This is a genomic window from Streptomyces sp. NPDC086835 (genome assembly GCF_044745705.1).
GTDB lineage: Bacteria > Actinomycetota > Actinomycetes > Streptomycetales > Streptomycetaceae > Streptomyces.
The window spans coordinates 208,674-224,565 of the sequence record NZ_JBIVAU010000010.1 but is presented as its reverse complement, the minus strand read 5'-3'; the positions used below and the strand labels follow the sequence as shown (position 1 = coordinate 224,565).

At 67.6% G+C, this 15,892-nt stretch carries 16 protein-coding genes; 9 read left to right on the top strand and 7 right to left on the bottom strand.

Annotated features, from left to right (window positions below; genetic code table 11):
- Window position 1: 1 nt before the first annotated feature.
- Window positions 2–1,132: a DNA polymerase III subunit beta gene (gene dnaN, locus ACIPJI_RS28915; protein WP_005314958.1), complete on the bottom strand. Its 1,131-nt coding sequence runs from the start codon at window positions 1,130–1,132 to the stop codon at window positions 2–4.
- Window positions 1,133–1,946: 814 nt separating this feature from the next.
- Window positions 1,947–3,689 (bottom strand): chromosomal replication initiator protein DnaA, encoded by a 1,743-nt coding sequence (gene dnaA / locus ACIPJI_RS28910; protein ID WP_402249719.1) that lies wholly within the window; start codon window positions 3,687–3,689, stop codon window positions 1,947–1,949.
- 360 nt (window positions 3,690–4,049) lie between these two features.
- Between dnaA and rpmH the strand changes: the two genes are divergently transcribed.
- The 9 genes from rpmH (at window position 4,050) to ACIPJI_RS28865 (ending at window position 10,934) form a co-directional block, all read left to right on the top strand.
- A complete protein-coding gene (gene rpmH / locus ACIPJI_RS28905; protein ID WP_014047156.1) occupies window positions 4,050–4,187 on the top strand; it encodes a 50S ribosomal protein L34 in 138 nt (45 codons plus the stop codon).
- Window positions 4,188–4,205: 18 nt separating this feature from the next.
- Window positions 4,206–4,577, top strand: a complete 372-nt coding sequence (gene rnpA, locus ACIPJI_RS28900) for a ribonuclease P protein component (protein ID WP_005314963.1) — start codon at window positions 4,206–4,208, stop codon at window positions 4,575–4,577.
- Complete coding sequence (yidD, locus tag ACIPJI_RS28895; RefSeq protein ID WP_307707368.1) at window positions 4,574–4,936, top strand: membrane protein insertion efficiency factor YidD; 363 nt, start codon at window positions 4,574–4,576, stop codon at window positions 4,934–4,936. Before rnpA ends, yidD begins: the two co-directional genes overlap by 4 nt.
- A gap of 3 nt (window positions 4,937–4,939) precedes the next feature.
- The gene (gene yidC / locus ACIPJI_RS28890; protein WP_402249716.1) at window positions 4,940–6,238 is read left to right on the top strand and encodes a membrane protein insertase YidC; all 1,299 of its coding nucleotides are present in this window, start codon (window positions 4,940–4,942) and stop codon (window positions 6,236–6,238) included.
- A 12-nt stretch (window positions 6,239–6,250) separates the two neighbouring features.
- Window positions 6,251–6,766 carry a protein jag gene (locus ACIPJI_RS28885; protein WP_402249714.1) on the top strand — a complete coding sequence of 172 codons (516 nt, stop codon included), beginning with the start codon at window positions 6,251–6,253 and terminating at the stop codon, window positions 6,764–6,766.
- A gap of 113 nt (window positions 6,767–6,879) precedes the next feature.
- Entirely contained in the window at window positions 6,880–7,596 is a 717-nt protein-coding gene (rsmG, locus tag ACIPJI_RS28880) for a 16S rRNA (guanine(527)-N(7))-methyltransferase RsmG (RefSeq protein WP_307707366.1), read from the top strand.
- Window positions 7,597–7,829: 233 nt separating this feature from the next.
- The gene (locus ACIPJI_RS28875; protein WP_307710422.1) at window positions 7,830–8,903 is read left to right on the top strand and encodes a ParA family protein; all 1,074 of its coding nucleotides are present in this window, start codon (window positions 7,830–7,832) and stop codon (window positions 8,901–8,903) included.
- A complete protein-coding gene (locus tag ACIPJI_RS28870) occupies window positions 8,900–9,997 on the top strand; it encodes a ParB/RepB/Spo0J family partition protein (protein WP_307707365.1) in 1,098 nt (365 codons plus the stop codon). Before ACIPJI_RS28875 ends, ACIPJI_RS28870 begins: the two co-directional genes overlap by 4 nt.
- A 319-nt stretch (window positions 9,998–10,316) precedes the next feature.
- Window positions 10,317–10,934 carry a GNAT family N-acetyltransferase gene (locus ACIPJI_RS28865; RefSeq protein WP_402249712.1) on the top strand — a complete coding sequence of 206 codons (618 nt, stop codon included), beginning with the start codon at window positions 10,317–10,319 and terminating at the stop codon, window positions 10,932–10,934.
- A gap of 77 nt (window positions 10,935–11,011) precedes the next feature.
- On the opposite strand, the gene trxA is transcribed toward ACIPJI_RS28865, so the two are convergent.
- The 5 genes from trxA to ACIPJI_RS28840 all read right to left on the bottom strand — a co-directional run bounded on the left by trxA (window position 11,012) and on the right by ACIPJI_RS28840 (window position 15,884).
- Window positions 11,012–11,344 (bottom strand): thioredoxin, encoded by a 333-nt coding sequence (trxA, locus tag ACIPJI_RS28860; RefSeq protein ID WP_037774197.1) that lies wholly within the window; start codon window positions 11,342–11,344, stop codon window positions 11,012–11,014.
- 52 nt (window positions 11,345–11,396) lie between these two features.
- Window positions 11,397–12,371: a thioredoxin-disulfide reductase gene (trxB, locus tag ACIPJI_RS28855; protein WP_307707363.1), complete on the bottom strand. Its 975-nt coding sequence runs from the start codon at window positions 12,369–12,371 to the stop codon at window positions 11,397–11,399.
- A 124-nt stretch (window positions 12,372–12,495) separates the two neighbouring features.
- Complete coding sequence (locus tag ACIPJI_RS28850; protein ID WP_402249709.1) at window positions 12,496–12,885, bottom strand: hypothetical protein; 390 nt, start codon at window positions 12,883–12,885, stop codon at window positions 12,496–12,498.
- Between the two features lie 512 nt (window positions 12,886–13,397).
- Complete coding sequence (gene sigM, locus ACIPJI_RS28845) at window positions 13,398–14,102, bottom strand: RNA polymerase sigma factor SigM (protein ID WP_356622350.1); 705 nt, start codon at window positions 14,100–14,102, stop codon at window positions 13,398–13,400.
- Between the two features lie 27 nt (window positions 14,103–14,129).
- Window positions 14,130–15,884: a protein kinase family protein gene (locus tag ACIPJI_RS28840; protein ID WP_356622349.1), complete on the bottom strand. Its 1,755-nt coding sequence runs from the start codon at window positions 15,882–15,884 to the stop codon at window positions 14,130–14,132.
- Window positions 15,885–15,892 lie beyond the last annotated feature (8 nt).

Sequence of the window (15,892 nt, the reverse complement as noted above, 5' to 3'; positions counted from 1 at the left end):
ATCAGCCGCTCAGCCGCACGGGCATGATCAGGTACTTGTAGGCCTCGTCCGCCTCGGCGTCCACGGCCGGCCGACCGCTCAGCAGCGCCGGCTTGGTGGAGGTGGTGAACGAGAGCTGGGCGACGGGCGAGTCGATCGCGCTCAGGCCGTCCAGCAGGAAGGTCGGGTTGAAGGCGATCGAGATGTCGTCGCCCTCGAGCTGCGCGTCGACCCGCTCCACAGCCTGTGCGTCGTCGCTGGAGCCTGCCTCCAGGATCAGCACACCCTGCTCGAAGCTGAGTCGCACCGGGGTGTTGCGCTCGGCGACAAGGGCCACGCGCTTGACGGCCTCGACGAACGGCGCGGTCTCGATGACGGCCACCGAGTTGAACTCGGTCGGGAAGAGCGTCCGGTACTTCGGCAGGTCGCCCTCGAGCAGTCGCGTCGTGGTCCGGCGCCCCGCTCCTTCGAAACCGATCAGACCCTCACCGGCACCGGAGCCCGACAGCGCCAGGGTGACGGTGTCACCGCTGGTGAGCGCCTTGGCGGTGTCCAGCAGCGTCTTGGCGGGCACCAGGGCGACGGCGGAGGCGTCCGGGTTCTCGGGCTTCCACAGGAACTCGCGAACGGCGAAGCGGTAGCGGTCGGTGGACGCCAGCGTGACGGTGTCGCCCTCGATCTCGATGCGCACACCGGTCAGGACGGGAAGCGTGTCGTCGCGGCCGGCGGCGATGGCGACCTGGGCGGCGGCCGAGGCGAAGACCTCGCCGGGCACGGTGCCGGTCGCGGTCGGCATCTGCGGCAGTGCCGGGTACTCCTCCACAGGCAGGGTGTGGAGTGTGAATCGGGAGGAGCCGCAGACCACGGTCGCTCGTACACCGTCTGTGGAAATCTCCACCGGACGGTTGGGGAGGGCGCGGCAGATGTCGGCGAGGAGGCGGCCGGAGACCAGCACGGTGCCGTCCTCGTCCACCTCGGCCTCCACCGACACACGGGCCGAGACCTCGTAGTCGAAGCTGGAGAAGCTGACGGCGCCGTCCTCCGCCTTCAGGAGAAGGCCCGCAAGAACGGGCGCCGGCGGCCGGGCCGGGAGGCTACGGGCCACCCACGCCACCGCCTCCGCGAGTACATCGCGTTCCACCCGGATCTTCACCGGAACCGCCTCCTGCTGTTGCTGGCTCGCCCTGCTGGCCTTCTCGTCGGCTTGATGCCGGGGACCAGTCTGACGCACGACGCCGACAGTCGGTGCGGGTCGGGGTCAAGTCGTGGCAAGAGCAGCCCGGCGGTCCGGGCTCGAGTTGTGCACAGGGCCTTCTTCGAAGCGAATTCCCCGGTAACTCTAGGTGGGAGTAGTAGTAGGGGCTGTGGAAACGGTGGATAACGTCGTTTGCCCAGGTCAAGCACGCTTTTTTGTCCACCGCGCCTGTGGGTGGCGACCGTGGACAACCCGGTGCTTCTGTGGACACGCGAAAGTTCTGCACACCCGATGCACAGGCCCAGGGGACTTCTCCCCAGTCCCGTCCCCAGCTTTACCCCGGTTCCCCACAGCCCAACCGACCTCGTTGGTGTGACGGCTTTCACTCGACGCGGTGAGCGGGTGTGTTTCGTTGCCGAACAGTGGACAGGGGTGTGGAGAAGCTGTGGGCAACGGGCCGCTGCCTGTGGGGCGGCAGTGGACAACGACGATCACAGCCTGTGGAAGCTTTCCGTGTCCACAGTCTGTGGAACCGGGTTTGCCACAAATCCCCAAGGGGCTGACCTGGGGCGACGGCCCGGTGGTCGGTGTACCTGTGGACCGGTCGTGGACAACTTCCCGGTCCCCAGGCTGTGGACGGAAGAATCCCCGCACAACTGTGGAGAACGGCTCGATGCCGGCTCGAAATCGAACAGAGTGGCGCGGGCGAAACGGCTGAGGGCGCTCCGGGAACCGTCCCGGAGCGCCCTCAGGAGCCGTCGTGGCCGGCCTGTCAGCCGTTCTTGATGCGGTTGGTGAGCTCGGTGACCTGGTTGTAGATGGACCGCCGCTCCGCCATGAGGGCACGGATCTTCCGGTCCGCGTGCATCACCGTCGTATGGTCCCGGCCGCCGAACTGTGCGCCGATCTTCGGCAGCGACAGATCCGTGAGCTCCCTGCACAGGTACATGGCGATCTGCCTCGCCGTCACGAGCACCCGGCTGCGAGAGGAGCCGCAGAGGTCCTCGACCGTGAGCCCGAAGTAGTCCGCGGTGGCAGCCATGATGGCGCTCGCGGTGATCTCGGGAGCCGCGTCCTCGCCGCCGGGAATCAGATCCTTCAGCACGATCTCGGTGAGCCCCAGGTCCACCGGCTGCCGGTTGAGGGACGCGAACGCCGTGACCCGGATCAGCGCGCCCTCGAGCTCACGGATGTTGCGTGAGATGCGGGAGGCGATGAACTCCAGTACCTCCGGCGGGGCGTTGAGCTGCTCCTGGACGGCTTTCTTCCGGAGGATCGCGATGCGCGTCTCGAGCTCCGGCGGCTGCACGTCCGTGGTCAGACCCCACTCGAACCGGTTGCGCAGCCGGTCCTCCAGCGTCATCAGCTGCTTGGGCGGCCGGTCGGAGGACAGCACGATCTGCTTGTTGGCGTTGTGGAGCGTGTTGAAGGTGTGGAAGAACTCCTCCTGCGTCGACTCCTTGCTCGCGAGGAACTGGATGTCGTCGACGAGAAGGATGTCCACGTCCCGGTAGCGCTTGCGGAAAGTGTCGCCCTTGCCGTCCCGGATCGAGTTGATGAACTCGTTGGTGAACTCCTCCGAACTCACGTACCGGACGCGGGTCCCCGGGTAGAGGCTGCGCGCGTAGTGCCCGATCGCGTGCAGGAGGTGCGTCTTGCCCAGTCCCGACTCCCCGTAGATGAAGAGGGGGTTGTACGCCTTGGCCGGAGCCTCGGCGACAGCGACGGCCGCGGCGTGTGCGAACCGGTTGGAGGCGCCGATGACGAACGTGTCGAACAGGTACTTGGGGTTGAGGCGGGCGTGCGGCTCCCCGGGGCCCGGCGCCGGTGCCGGCTGTGCGCCCAGCGGCCCGGGAGCCCCCGAGGGGCCGCGGTGCGGAGCCTGCGGCTCCTGCATCGAGTGCCGTTCCGGACGTGAGTCGTACTGCCGGCGCTCGGGCGGCTGCGGAGACCGGTAGTCGTGCTGAGGCTGCCGCTGCGGCGGGGAGGCGTAGGGGTCGCGGTCCTGGAAGCCGCCGAGCCGCGGCTGCTGCCACGACAGGTCCTCCTGGGTACGCGGCCAGGAGCCCGGCTCAGGGCGCTGCTGGTACTCGGGGTAGGCGGGCCTGGCCGTCGGCAGCCCGTCGTCGGAGGAGCGGTGACCGTACGTGTCGTACGGATCTCCGGGCCGGGGCTCGTCGTGCTGCGGTCCCTGGTACCGGGGCTGCTGCTGAGGAGGCCCCTGGGGGCCCGGGGCCTCGCCGACGGAATCGTCGACGGTGATCGCGATCCGGATGGGACGGCCGCACTCGCGGCTCAGCGTCTCGCTGATGAGGGGAGCGAGCCGGCCTTCGAGGACGCGCTTGCCCCATTCATTGGGGACGGCGAGCAGTGCGGTGTCGGCGACCAGGGCGAGCGGCTGGCAGCGCTCGATCCACTGTTTGTCCTTCGGCTCGACGCCTTGCTGGCCCTCATCGAGGAGCTGCTCCAGCACTCGTGGCCACACTGCGGCAAGATCGGCAGGTACGTCAGCCACAAGGCACGCTCTCTCGCAGGTCCCACGAATGTGTGGTTCTCGGGACGGGATGGGAAGACAGGCAGGAAAAGAATCCAAGTTCAGCCACGGTAGTCAGGGCGACCCGCGTGGTTCAAGTTGTTGTCCACAGCCTGTGCACAGTGGACCACGCCATAGGGACGGTTTGACCGGATGGCGCAGCCGCGCGTACCGTGACCAGGTCGAGTTGTCGATGGCTGCTGCCGCCTGCCTCCGATGGGCAAAGATCACGATCTGTGATTGTGAAGCGGTGCACACGGGCGTAAACGCGAGCTTCTCGTGGGCGCACGGTGACAGCCAGGCGATGTCCCGCCGTCTACGAATCATTTCTGGAGCCCCCGAGTGAGCAAGCGCACCTTCCAGCCGAACAACCGTCGTCGCGCGAAGACCCACGGTTTCCGCCTGCGCATGCGTACCCGTGCCGGCCGCGCCATCCTGGCGAACCGCCGTGGCAAGGGTCGCGCCAACCTGTCCGCCTGATCGCGTACAGGTCATGACGTGCTGCCTACCGAGAATCGGCTGAGGCGGCGCGAGGACTTCGCGACTGCGGTACGGCGGGGACGCAGGGCAGGCCGCCCACTTCTCGTCGTCCACCTTCGCAGCGGCACAACGGACCCGCACGCGCCTGGGGAGAGCGCCTCCCCGACGTGTGCGGGTTTCGTCGTGAGCAAGGCTGTGGGCGGTGCTGTGGTCCGCAACAAGGTCAAGCGGAGACTGCGCCATCTCATACGCGATCGGCTCTCCGAGCTGCCCCCCGGTAGCCTGGTGGTCGTACGGGCGCTGCCCGGCGCGGGTGACGCCGAACATGCACAGCTGGCCCGAGACCTGGACGCCGCTCTTCAGCGGCTGCTGGGAGGGGGCGCGCGATGAAGTACCCGCTGCTGGCTCTGATCAAGATCTATCAGTGGACGATCAGCCCGCTGCTGGGGCCCGTCTGCAGGTACTACCCGTCGTGTTCCCACTACGGATACACGGCCATCGACCGGCACGGCGCGGTCAAGGGCACAGTGCTGACCGCCTGGCGCATCCTGCGGTGCAACCCGTGGTCGCCGGGCGGGGTGGACCACGTGCCTCAGCGCAAGCGCCCGCGGTGGCACGAAATGCTGCGTGATGCGTTGCGCGGCGACAGCAAGGGCGGGGACGCCGCCGCTGATCTGCCTGCCCCGGGATCGGCCTCCGCATCCCAGGGCCCGGCCGCAGAGACCTCGCCCAATGCTCAAGGAGCCTGATTAGTGGACACGATTGCCAGTCTGTTCAGTTTTATCACCACGCCTGTCTCGTGGATCATCGTCCAGTTCCACAGTCTCTACGGGGCGATCTTCGGCCCTGACACGGGATGGGCCTGGGGACTGTCCATCGTGTCGCTGGTGATCCTGATCCGGATCTGTCTGATCCCGCTCTTCGTGAAGCAGATCAAGTCGACCCGGAACATGCAGGCGCTCCAGCCGAAGATGAAGGCGATCCAGGAGCGCTACAAGAACGACCGACAGCGTCAGTCCGAAGAGATGATGAAGCTGTACAAGGAGACGGGCACCAACCCGCTCTCCTCGTGCCTTCCCATCCTGGCCCAGTCGCCGTTCTTCTTCGCGCTGTACCACGTGCTCAGCAAGATCGCCTCGGGTGACGAGATCGGGGTGCTCAACAAGGACCTCGTGAACAGCGCGCGTGAGGCCCACATCTTCGGTGCTCCCATCGCCGCGAAGTTCATGGACGACCCGGCCAAGGTGGAGGCGCTCAACGCCTCGCTGACCGACGTCCGCATCGTCACCGCCATCATGATCATCCTGATGTCGGCGTCGCAGTTCTACACCCAGCGTCAGCTGATGCAGAAGAACGTCGACCTCACGGTCAAGACGCCGTACATGCAGCAGCAGAAGATGCTGATGTACATCTTCCCGCTGATCTTCGCCGTCATGGGCATCAACTTCCCCGTCGGTGTCCTCGTCTACTGGCTGACCACCAACGTGTGGACCATGGGCCAGCAGATGTACGTGATCAACCAGAACCCCACCCCGGGCAGCAAGGCCCAGGACCACTACCTGCAGCGGCTGCTCAAGAGCGTCACCGCACACGGCGAGGTCCGCTCGCGCCGCAAGCGCAGTGTCATCCAGGCGATCGTGGCCAAGGGGACGGACCGCAACGACAACGAGCGCCGGTTCATCTCCGGTCTCGCCAAGGCCGGCCTGGCCGCGCAGGCGGACGGCACGCTGGCCAAGAGCGACACCGCAGTGGCCGAGGCCGAGGGTGGAGCCGCCCAGAGGCGCCAGCAGCCCAAGCGCCAGAGCAAGTCGAAGCGCCAGACCACCACGGCCCAGCCGGGTGCCGCCAAGGGTTCCGACGCCGCAGGCGCCTCTGCCAAGACATCCCTGGAAAAGGACAAGCCGGCGGAGGGCCGCTCCAGGGCCGGTTCCTCCCAGGGCGACGCCAAGCAGGGCGCCGCCGGTGGCAAGGCCACCGGCTCCGCACGCCAGCCCAAGTCCGGACAGCGCAAGGGCTCGCAGCGGCCCAAGCACCCGTCGTCCAAGAAGTAAGAAGGAGCATCCGTGACGGAAGGCACCATCTCCGCCGCCGCCGCCGAGGGCGGCGACACCCTGACCCGCCTCGAGCAGGAAGGGGAGATCGCGGCCGATTACCTCGAGGGCCTGCTCGACATCGCAGACCTCGACGGTGACATCGACATGGATGTCGAGGCCGACCGCGCCGCGGTTTCGATCATCAGCGACACCGCCAGCCGGGACCTGCAGAAGCTCGTCGGCAAGGACGGTGAGGTTCTTGAGGCGCTTCAGGAGCTGACGCGTCTGGCCGTGCATCGGGAGACGGGCGACCGTAGCCGGCTGATGCTCGACATCGCCGGCTTCCGGGCGAACAAGCGCACCGAGCTGGCCGAGCTGGGTGCGAAGGCCGCCGCCGAGGTGAAGAGCACCGGTGAGCCGGTGAAGCTCGACCCGATGACGCCCTTCGAGCGCAAGGTCGTCCATGACGCCGTCGCGGCGGCGGGGCTGCGCAGCGAGTCCGAGGGCGAGGAGCCTCAGCGCTTCGTCGTCGTGCTCCCTGCCTGACCGCTTTGTTCCGTCGGCCCCGTCTGTTCGCAGGCGGGGCCGATCTTTGTCAGCCTTGTTAGTCAGCCACCACAGTCCACATTGCGGCAGTGCGGTACGGAAGGACGGTCCCCGTGACGGAGGCAGCACAGCTTCCCCAGGCGCCCGACGCGGCACGGAAGGTGTTCGGAGAGTACTTTCCAGAAGCCGTGCGGTACGCGGAGCTGCTCGCGGACGCCGGGGTCAAGCGCGGTCTGATCGGGCCGCGCGAAGTGCCGCGGCTTTGGGAGCGGCATCTGTTGAACTGCGCCGTGCTCTCGGAAGTGGTGCCGGAGGGTGTCACGGTGTGTGATGTCGGCTCCGGCGCGGGACTTCCAGGGATCCCGCTGGCGCTGGTGCGGCCGGACCTGAAGATCACCCTTCTGGAACCGTTGCTCCGCAGGACGAACTTCCTGCAGGAAGTGGTGGAGCTGCTCGGTCTGGACCACGTGACCGTGGTGCGTGGACGGGCCGAGGAGGTCCTCGGGAAGGTTCCTCCGGTGCACGTGGTCACGGCGCGGGCAGTCGCCCCGCTGGACCGGCTCGCCGGCTGGGGCGTCCCTCTGCTGCGTCCCTACGGCGAGATGCTTGCCCTCAAGGGTGACACCGCCGAGGAGGAGATCCAGGGCGCTCGTGCTGCACTCAGCAAGCTTGGTGTCGTGGAGACCTCGGTCCTTCATGTCGGTGAAGGCCTCGTCGATCCGCTGTCCACAGTCGTACGGGTCGAGGTTGGGGAGAGCCCCGGTGGTGTGAGGTTCGCCGCAAAGCGGGCGAAGGCCGCTCGCACGAGTCGTACGCGCCGTCGTCGCTGAGCCATACACGTTGCCATACGTCCTGATTTCGGAGTGTCGTCCTGATGTAGTCATGCGGCTTGGGCATCGTGTTTCACGTGAAACGTCGCTCACTGCTGCAGGGAATCATCAGCCGCGGCCGTGCGGCCGCCCCGATCAAGGGTCGCAGGCCCCTCTTGAGGGCTACAGAGTTGTCCACAGAGGTGGATTCCTCCACAGATCCACGGGGCTCGCTGGTTCGCGACCCCGAAAGCATGGCAGGCTCTGCTCATTGCGAGCCTGATGTCGAGGAGAGTGAATCCTTGCGGTCCGACGCCAACATCGCGGGACCGATGACCGATCCGGTCCCCGGTCCCCGTACCGAGTCCGCGGGGGACGATGTTTCACGTGAAACACCGCCCCCCATGGATGACACCCCCATCGGCCGAGCTGCTCAGCTGGCTGTGGAGGCGCTGGGGCGTGCCGGTGAGGGTCTGCCCCGACCTGAGCAGACACGCATCATGGTCGTTGCCAACCAGAAGGGCGGAGTGGGCAAGACCACCACCACGGTCAATCTCGCCGCTTCACTCGCCTTGCACGGCGCGCGCGTTCTGGTGATCGACCTGGATCCGCAGGGAAACGCTTCCACGGCTCTGGGGATCGATCACCATGCGGAAGTTCCCTCGATCTATGACGTCCTGGTGGAGAGCAGGCCTCTCGCCGAAGTGGTCCAGCCGGTCCCGGACGTCGAAGGACTCTTCTGCGCCCCTGCCACCATCGATCTCGCCGGTGCGGAGATCGAGCTGGTGTCGCTGGTGGCGCGGGAGAGCAGACTGCAGCGGGCGATCCAGTCCTATGAGCAGCCGCTGGACTACATCCTCATCGACTGTCCGCCCTCGCTGGGGCTGCTCACGGTCAACGCGCTGGTCGCCGGCGCGGAGGTGCTGATCCCCATCCAGTGCGAGTACTACGCGCTGGAGGGGCTCGGGCAGTTGTTGCGGAACGTGGACCTGGTACGCGGCCATCTCAACCCGGCCCTGCATGTCTCGACCATTCTGCTCACGATGTACGACGGCAGGACACGGCTTGCCTCGCAGGTCGCGGACGAGGTGCGCAGCCACTTCGGCGAAGAGGTGCTGCGCACGAGCATCCCGCGCTCGGTCCGCATTTCGGAGGCCCCGAGCTATGGGCAGACGGTGCTGACCTACGATCCGGGATCCAGCGGTTCCCTGTCGTATCTCGAAGCCGCACGCGAGATCGCGCTGCGTGGGGTCGGCTTGCAGTACGACCCGCACCATGCCCAGGTGGGCCAGAACAGCCAGCAGAACATGTCGGAGGGGATCCAGTGAGCGAGCGACGTAGAGGATTGGGGCGTGGGCTCGGTGCGCTGATTCCTGCCGCTCCGCAGGAGAAGCAGCCGAGTGCGTCGGGACCGGAGTCATCTCCGGGATCGTCCCCTGTGCTGACCGCGGAAAGGGGGGTGGCGGCGGCCAAGGTCGCCACGCTGCCCGCAGCGGTGACACCCCAGGCGGCAGCTCCCGCACAGGAAGGGGAGACCGCCGACACGTCGGCGAGCGCTCCGGCTGGTGCGCACTTCGCCGAGGTACCGCTCGGCGCGATCACGCCCAACCCCCGTCAGCCGCGCGAAGTCTTCGATGAGGACGCGCTGGCGGAGCTGGTCACGTCGATCAAGGAAGTGGGGCTCCTTCAGCCGGTTGTCGTGCGGCAGTTGGGCCCGGACCGCTATGAGCTCATCATGGGTGAGCGTCGCTGGCGGGCCTGCAGGGAGGCCGGCCTCGAGCGGATCCCGGCGATCGTCCGGGACACCGATGACGAGAAGCTGTTGCTGGATGCTCTTCTGGAGAACCTGCACCGGGCCCAGTTGAACCCGCTGGAAGAGGCGGCCGCCTACGACCAGCTGTTGAAGGACTTCAACTGCACCCACGATCAGCTGGCGGACCGGATCGGGCGTTCTCGCCCGCAGGTGTCCAACACGCTTCGTCTGCTGCGGCTTTCCCCGCCCGTACAGCGCCGGGTCGCGGCAGGAGTGCTCTCCGCCGGGCACGCCCGAGCTCTGCTCTCCGTGGACGACTCGGAGGAGCAGGACCGGCTGGCGCATCGGATCGTCGCCGAGGGTCTGTCGGTCAGGGCCGTCGAAGAGATCGTGACGCTGCTGAACTCGAACCCCAAGACCGCGCCCAAGCCGAAGGGCCCCCGGGCGGGCACGCGGCTGTCCCCGGCGCTCACGGATCTTGCCTCTCGGCTCTCCGACCGCTTCGAGACGCGAGTGAAGGTCGACCTCGGTCAGAAGAAGGGGAAGATCGTTGTCGAGTTCGCCTCGATGGACGACCTTGAGCGAATCCTGGGCACGCTGGCTCCCGGTGAAGGACGCGTGCTGGAGAAGGGACTCGGCGAGGGCTCTGCCGAGGACGACGAGGCCTGAGTCTCCTTTGCTCGGCGTTGTCGAAGCTGGCTGAAGGGGCGGGTGGTGTTCCGGTGCACGGAACACGACCCGCCCCTTCGGCTTGGTGCGGTATCCGTGCCGGGGTCGGGTGGATACGATGCGTTCTGGTATGACGCATCCTCCTTGAGCCACTTCGGAAAGAGGGCAAGGCCATGCGATCGGTGAGCTGCGGCCGACTGGTGACGGCAGGCCTGGGGCTCGGGGCGGTGAGCGGCTTTGTCAGCAGCTTCCTCCTCGAGCGGAGCAGGCTGGCAGATGCTCGCAGCGCGGCACACGAGGGAAGTGAGGAACAGCCTTCATGGGGCGTCGGCTCGTACCGCTCACGCTGGACAACCTTTCGGACCTTCCCAAGCGTTGCCGTGCGTGCGTCTTCTGGGAACTTGACCCGGTCAGCGGTGAAGCCGCGGTAAAGGCCGGAACTCCTGAGCTCGAGAAGGAGGCCTGGATCTCGGCCGTACTCCTCGAGTGGGGGTCCTGTGGTCGCGTGGTCTACGTGGACGAGGTGCCGGTGGGCTTCGTCGTCTACGCCCCGCCTGCGTACGTACCGCGCTCCACTGCCTTCCCCACGAGTCCCGTGGCGGCCGACGCGGTACAGCTGATGACCGCGTGGGTCATGCCCGGCTATCAGGGGCAGGGCCTTGGGCGGGTCATTGTTCAGACGGTTGCCAAGGACCTGCTGCGCCGGGGGTTCCGTGCGATCGAGGCATTCGGCAACGCACGGTGGAACGAACCGGCCTGTGTCCTGCCGGTCGACCATCTCCTGGCGGTCGGCTTCAAGACGGTCCGGCCGCACCCCACATATCCGCGCCTGCGGTTGGAGCTGCGCACGACTCTCTCCTGGAAGGAAGATGTGGAGCTGGCCCTGGACCGCCTGCTGGGAGCCGTGCAGAAGGAGCCGGCGCTGCGGCCTCTCTGACTGCGAACACGAGAATGGGCCCATCCCCCAGGAGGGATGGGCCCATTCATGTTTCACGTGAAACAGCGGAGGCGCTTCTACTCTCCGATGAAGCTCTCGAGGTCGCGGACGATCGCGGCCTTCGGCTTGGCGCCGACGATGGTCTTGGCGACCTCGCCGTTCTGGTAGACGTTCAGTGTCGGGATCGACATGACGCCGTACTTGGCTGCGGTGGCCGGGTTCTCGTCGATGTTGAGCTTCACGACCTGGATCTTGTCACCGTGCTCGGCCGCGATGGCTTCGAGGGACGGCGCGATCTGGCGGCACGGACCGCACCAGGCGGCCCAGAAGTCGACGAGCACGGGCTTGTCGCTCTTGAGGACCTCCTCCTCGAAGGAGTCATCAGTCACGTTCTTCAGGGCGCCGGCCACGGCGGCCTCCTTACTTCTCTGCGGGGTGTGGGGTGGGGTGGTCCAGGGTGGGTCAGACCACAGGGGTCTTCTCCGGCTCGGCCGCCTTCTCGCTGTCCGAAAGAGCAGCGAGGAAGCGCTCGGCGTCCAAGGCGGCGGCGCAGCCGGTCCCGGCGGCGGTGATGGCCTGACGGTAGGTGTGGTCGACCACGTCACCGGCGGCGAACACTCCGGTGATGTTGGTGCGGGTCGACGGGGCGTCGACCTTCAGGTAGCCCTCGCCGTCCAGTTCGAGCTGTCCCTTGAACAACTCGGTCCGGGGGTCGTGACCCACCGCGATGAACAGACCCGTCACCGCGAGCGGGGACTTCTCGCCTGTCTTGGTGTTGTTCAGGGTCAGACCCGAGAGCTTCTGGTCACCGTGGATCTCGGCGACCTCGCTGTCCCAGGCGAAAGAGATCTTCGGGTCGGCGAACGCCCGCTCCTGCATGGCCTTGGAGGCCCGCAGGGTGTCGCGTCGGTGGATGATCGTGACGGACTTGGCGAAGCGGGAGAGGAAGGTGGCTTCCTCCATCGCCGTGTCGCCACCGCCGACGACAGCGATGTCCTGGTCCTTGAAGAAGAAGCCGTCACAGGTCGCGCACCAGGAGACACCACGGCCGGAGAGCACGTCCTCGTTGGGGAGGCCGAGCTTGCGGTGCTGGGAGCCGGTGGTGACGATCACTGCCTTGGCGCGGTGAACGGTGCCGGCCGTGTCGGTGACGGTCTTGATGTCGCCGGTGAGGTCGACGGAGACGATGTCGTCGGGCACGAGCTCGGCCCCGAAGCGCTCGGCCTGGGCGCGCATGTTGTCCATGAGGTCGGGCCCCATGATGCCGTCGCGGAAGCCCGGGAAGTTCTCCACCTCGGTCGTGTTCATCAGCGCACCGCCGGCGGTGACAGCTCCCTCGAACACCAGGGGCTGAAGCGATGCCCGCGCGGTGTAGAGCGCCGCTGTATAGCCCGCGGGCCCGGAGCCGATGATGATCACGTTACGGACGTCGCTCACGGGTGTGTTCCTCGTCTCTGCAGACTGCCTACTGCCTACGGGGCGGGTTCATGGACTCTCACCCCACCCAACGGATCCTACGGGGCGTGCATTCCCGTGAGACCGGAGCGGCACAGACGATGTCTCAAGGGCGGGGATAAGACTCCGTAAGGAGCAACTCTCCGGGCGAGTTCACCGCGCCGTCCACGCACGCCGCATCGACGACGTAGGCCTGGACCTGAGTGCTGTCCTTGCCGTGTGTCATCAGGACGAGGTAGGCGTTGACGCCTTCATATGTGCCCCGCTCAGCGGCGATGGGGCCGTCCGTCCGGCCGGTTCCCTGCTGAATGCAGGCAGGCACCGTGGCGTCCGGAGAGTCCTTGGGCGACATCGTGGCGGGACCGCTCTGGAGGGAGGGTGCCTTCTCGATCCTGGGCTCGGCCTCCTGTGTCGGTCCGGCCGCCAGCAGCGACTGGACGCGACTTCCGAGGGGGCTTCCGGAGAACTCCGCGCTGTCCCGCGCCGCGGAGCTCACACTCGTCTCCTTCTTGGCAGCCGAGGCGTCGTTGGCGGAATTCGTCTGGGCCGACTGGAGGAACATCACCCCGACGCCTACTGCGGCGGCCCCGAAGACGGCGCCCAGGACGGCACCGCGTCGACGACGTGCCCGGCTGTTTCGCCCCGGCCCGGTCGCCGCGCGGGGGTGGCCTGCCGGCCGCACAGATGTCGACGCGGTCTCCGCTGCCGGCGAGCTGGGCACTGTTTCACGTGAAACATGGTCTCGATCTTCAGGTGCCGTGGCTTCGAGGAGAGCCTCTGCGGCCAGAGCCGCATCGATTCGGCCCACGATGTCGGCAGGCATGCGGGGAGGCCCCGGCAGGGTGCCCAGCAGGCCGCGGATCTCTTCAAGAGACGTCTGCACGTCTGCGCACAGTGGACAGTCGTCGAGGTGACGGCGCACCTCGGCCGTGCGTGCGGGCGGGAGAAGGCCTTCGGTGAGGTCGGAGATTTCCGAGACGTGCGGGTGCCCAGTCGTGTCGGTCGATGTCACGCGCGCCCACCTCCGCCCTTCACTGCCGCAGGGTCACTCGGCCCTGTCTCTCTTGGTCCCGACGCCGGTGGGACGGATGTCCCCGGCGTCCGGTTCCTTCCCATGGTGAGGTCGGTGTTATCCCCGGCCTGACCACGCAGATGCGTGAGCATGGGCAGGAGGCGTGCGCGGCCCCGGGCACAGCGGCTCTTCACCGTTCCCGTAGGGACATCCAGAAGGCGCGCGGCTTCGGCGACGGGGTACCCCTGCATGTCCACGAGCACCAGCGCCGCGCGCTGGTCCACCGGGAGTTTCGCCAGGGCGGCCAGGAGCTCCCGGTGGAGATCGTGCCGCTCGGCGGGAGCCTCTGCCGACTCGTGCGGCTCCAGGAGCTGCTCCAGACGCTCCGTGTCGTCCACGGGCGAGGTCTTGCGTGAGGCGGCCTTCCGTGCGCGGTCCAGGCAGGCATTGACCGTGATGCGGTGCAGCCACGTCGTGACGGCCGCCTGGCCGCGGAAGGTGTGCGCCGCGCGGAAGGCCGATACGAGAGCGTCCTGAACCGCGTCGGCGGCCTCCTCACGGTCCCCCAAGGTGCGCAGCGCCACGGCCCACAGCCTGTCACGATGGCGACGCACGAGCTCGCCGAAGGCGTCCGGGTCCCCGTCGACGTGGCGTGCCAGCAGATCCTGGTCGCTTACGTCTCCGAGTGTCGCGTCGTCCAACGGTGAGCCCCCTCCCATGCCTCCGTGTCAGCCGGTGAAGGCGACGTCCGTGATGCCCTGCTTGTAGCCCGGATCGCTGTACTCGTCCTGTGGCGAGTACGGCATCGCCGTCATCCAGAGCAGCACGTACCGGCTCTTCACCGGCGCCTTGGCGGTCACCTTCAGAGTGGAGTCGCTGGTACGTCCGGTTGCGATCTGCTTCATGGAGCCGACCGGACCGGACGGATTCAGCGAATCAACGGCGTAGACGCTGATGGTGGTGTGGTCTCCGCCGTAGCGCAACGCTATGGACGCGCCGGCGACGTCTTTGTCGGAACCGAGGTCGTAGACGATGCCGACGCCCTGCTTCACGGACGGCACCAGATCCGGTCCGTCGAAGTAGCTCCGGCTCCGCCAATAGGTGGTGCTGTCCGAGTCATGAGTGGCCCCGACGTTGTTCGCGTTCTGCGGCGCCCCGTCCGGTGCGTACTCCTGGGCGTCCTGGATGGCGAGAGGCACGGGTGCGGCGGGCTTGTCCCCGTCCTGGTTCGTGATCTCGGTCTCCGAGGTCTTGGGCTCCTCCGAGCCGTTGCGGTTGTCCAGCAACTTGTCGGCGACCTGCCAGCTACCGAGTCCGAGAGCGGCAATGAGGAGTGCCGATACGGCCCACTTGAGGGCCTTGCCCGTGCGGGTCTGCAGGGGCGGCGGCGGGGTCGGCGTCGGCTGGGTGGCACCGGCTCCCGGCATGGCCGCGGGGCGGGCGTAGTTGCCCTGCTGATAGGTGGTGCGCTGGTACTCGGGCGGCGCCGTGAAGGCCGGCTCCGGCGGGCGGATGCGCGGCATCGCGGCGACGGCCTTGGCCAGTTCGTCAGGTGTCGTGCAGGGCGGCTCCTGGCGGGACGCGGTGGCGCCGTCGTTGACCAGGGCCCGCATGGCCAGCTCGGACAGACCGCGGTGGACACCGGCCCGGACCTGGTCGGGAGCGACCAGGCCGACTCCCTTGGGGAGGCCGGTGAGGCCGTACGCGTCGTTCTCGTACGGCCAGCGCTGCGTCAGCGCCGCGTACAGGAGGGCACCGATGGCCTCTGTGTCGGTGCGCTGGGGGCCGTCGACGGAGATGCCGCGCAGGGCGGCGTTCACCGCCAGTCCGCGGATCCGGTACTGCCCTGTCGAGGTACGCAGCACAGCACCGGGAGTGAGCCTCAGGTGGGCGAGTCCCTCCCGGTGGGCGGCAGCCATCGCCTGGGAGACCTGGTCGACGAGCTGGTACGCGTCGTGCGGCTCGAACGGGCCGGCGGCCAGGAGAGCGGTCAGCTCGACGGCATCGGGCAGCCATTCGTGCACGACGTAGACGAGGTCGTTCTCCTCGACCGCGTCGAGGACCTGGACGAACCGGGGGTCGCCGAGGAGGGCCGAGGACCGGGCGGCTGCCAGAACCGAGCGTGCTCGGGGGTGGTCGGCCGGCAGGATGTGCACGCCGACGGCACGCCGGAGTTTCTCGTCGACGGCGCGCCAACTGCTGAAACCGTCCAGACGGGTGACGCACTCTTCGAGCCGATAGCGTCTGGCAAGCTTGTGGCCGCTGTGAAGTTCGGGAGTCGAGTAGGACGGTTCGCCGCCCTGCCGTTCGCCGTCCCTGTCGAGCGCGGCCTTTTCCGCCGCGCCTTGAGAGCCCGCTGCCGGAGACTCTGCCGCCTGAGTGTCTGCCGCCCCGTCGGTCGTGGCCTTGCCCGCCTTCGCGGTCAGCGGTTCGTCCCCGCCGTTGTCGGCCACGTCGACGGCAGCCGTGCTACGTTCCGCCACCGTCGTTC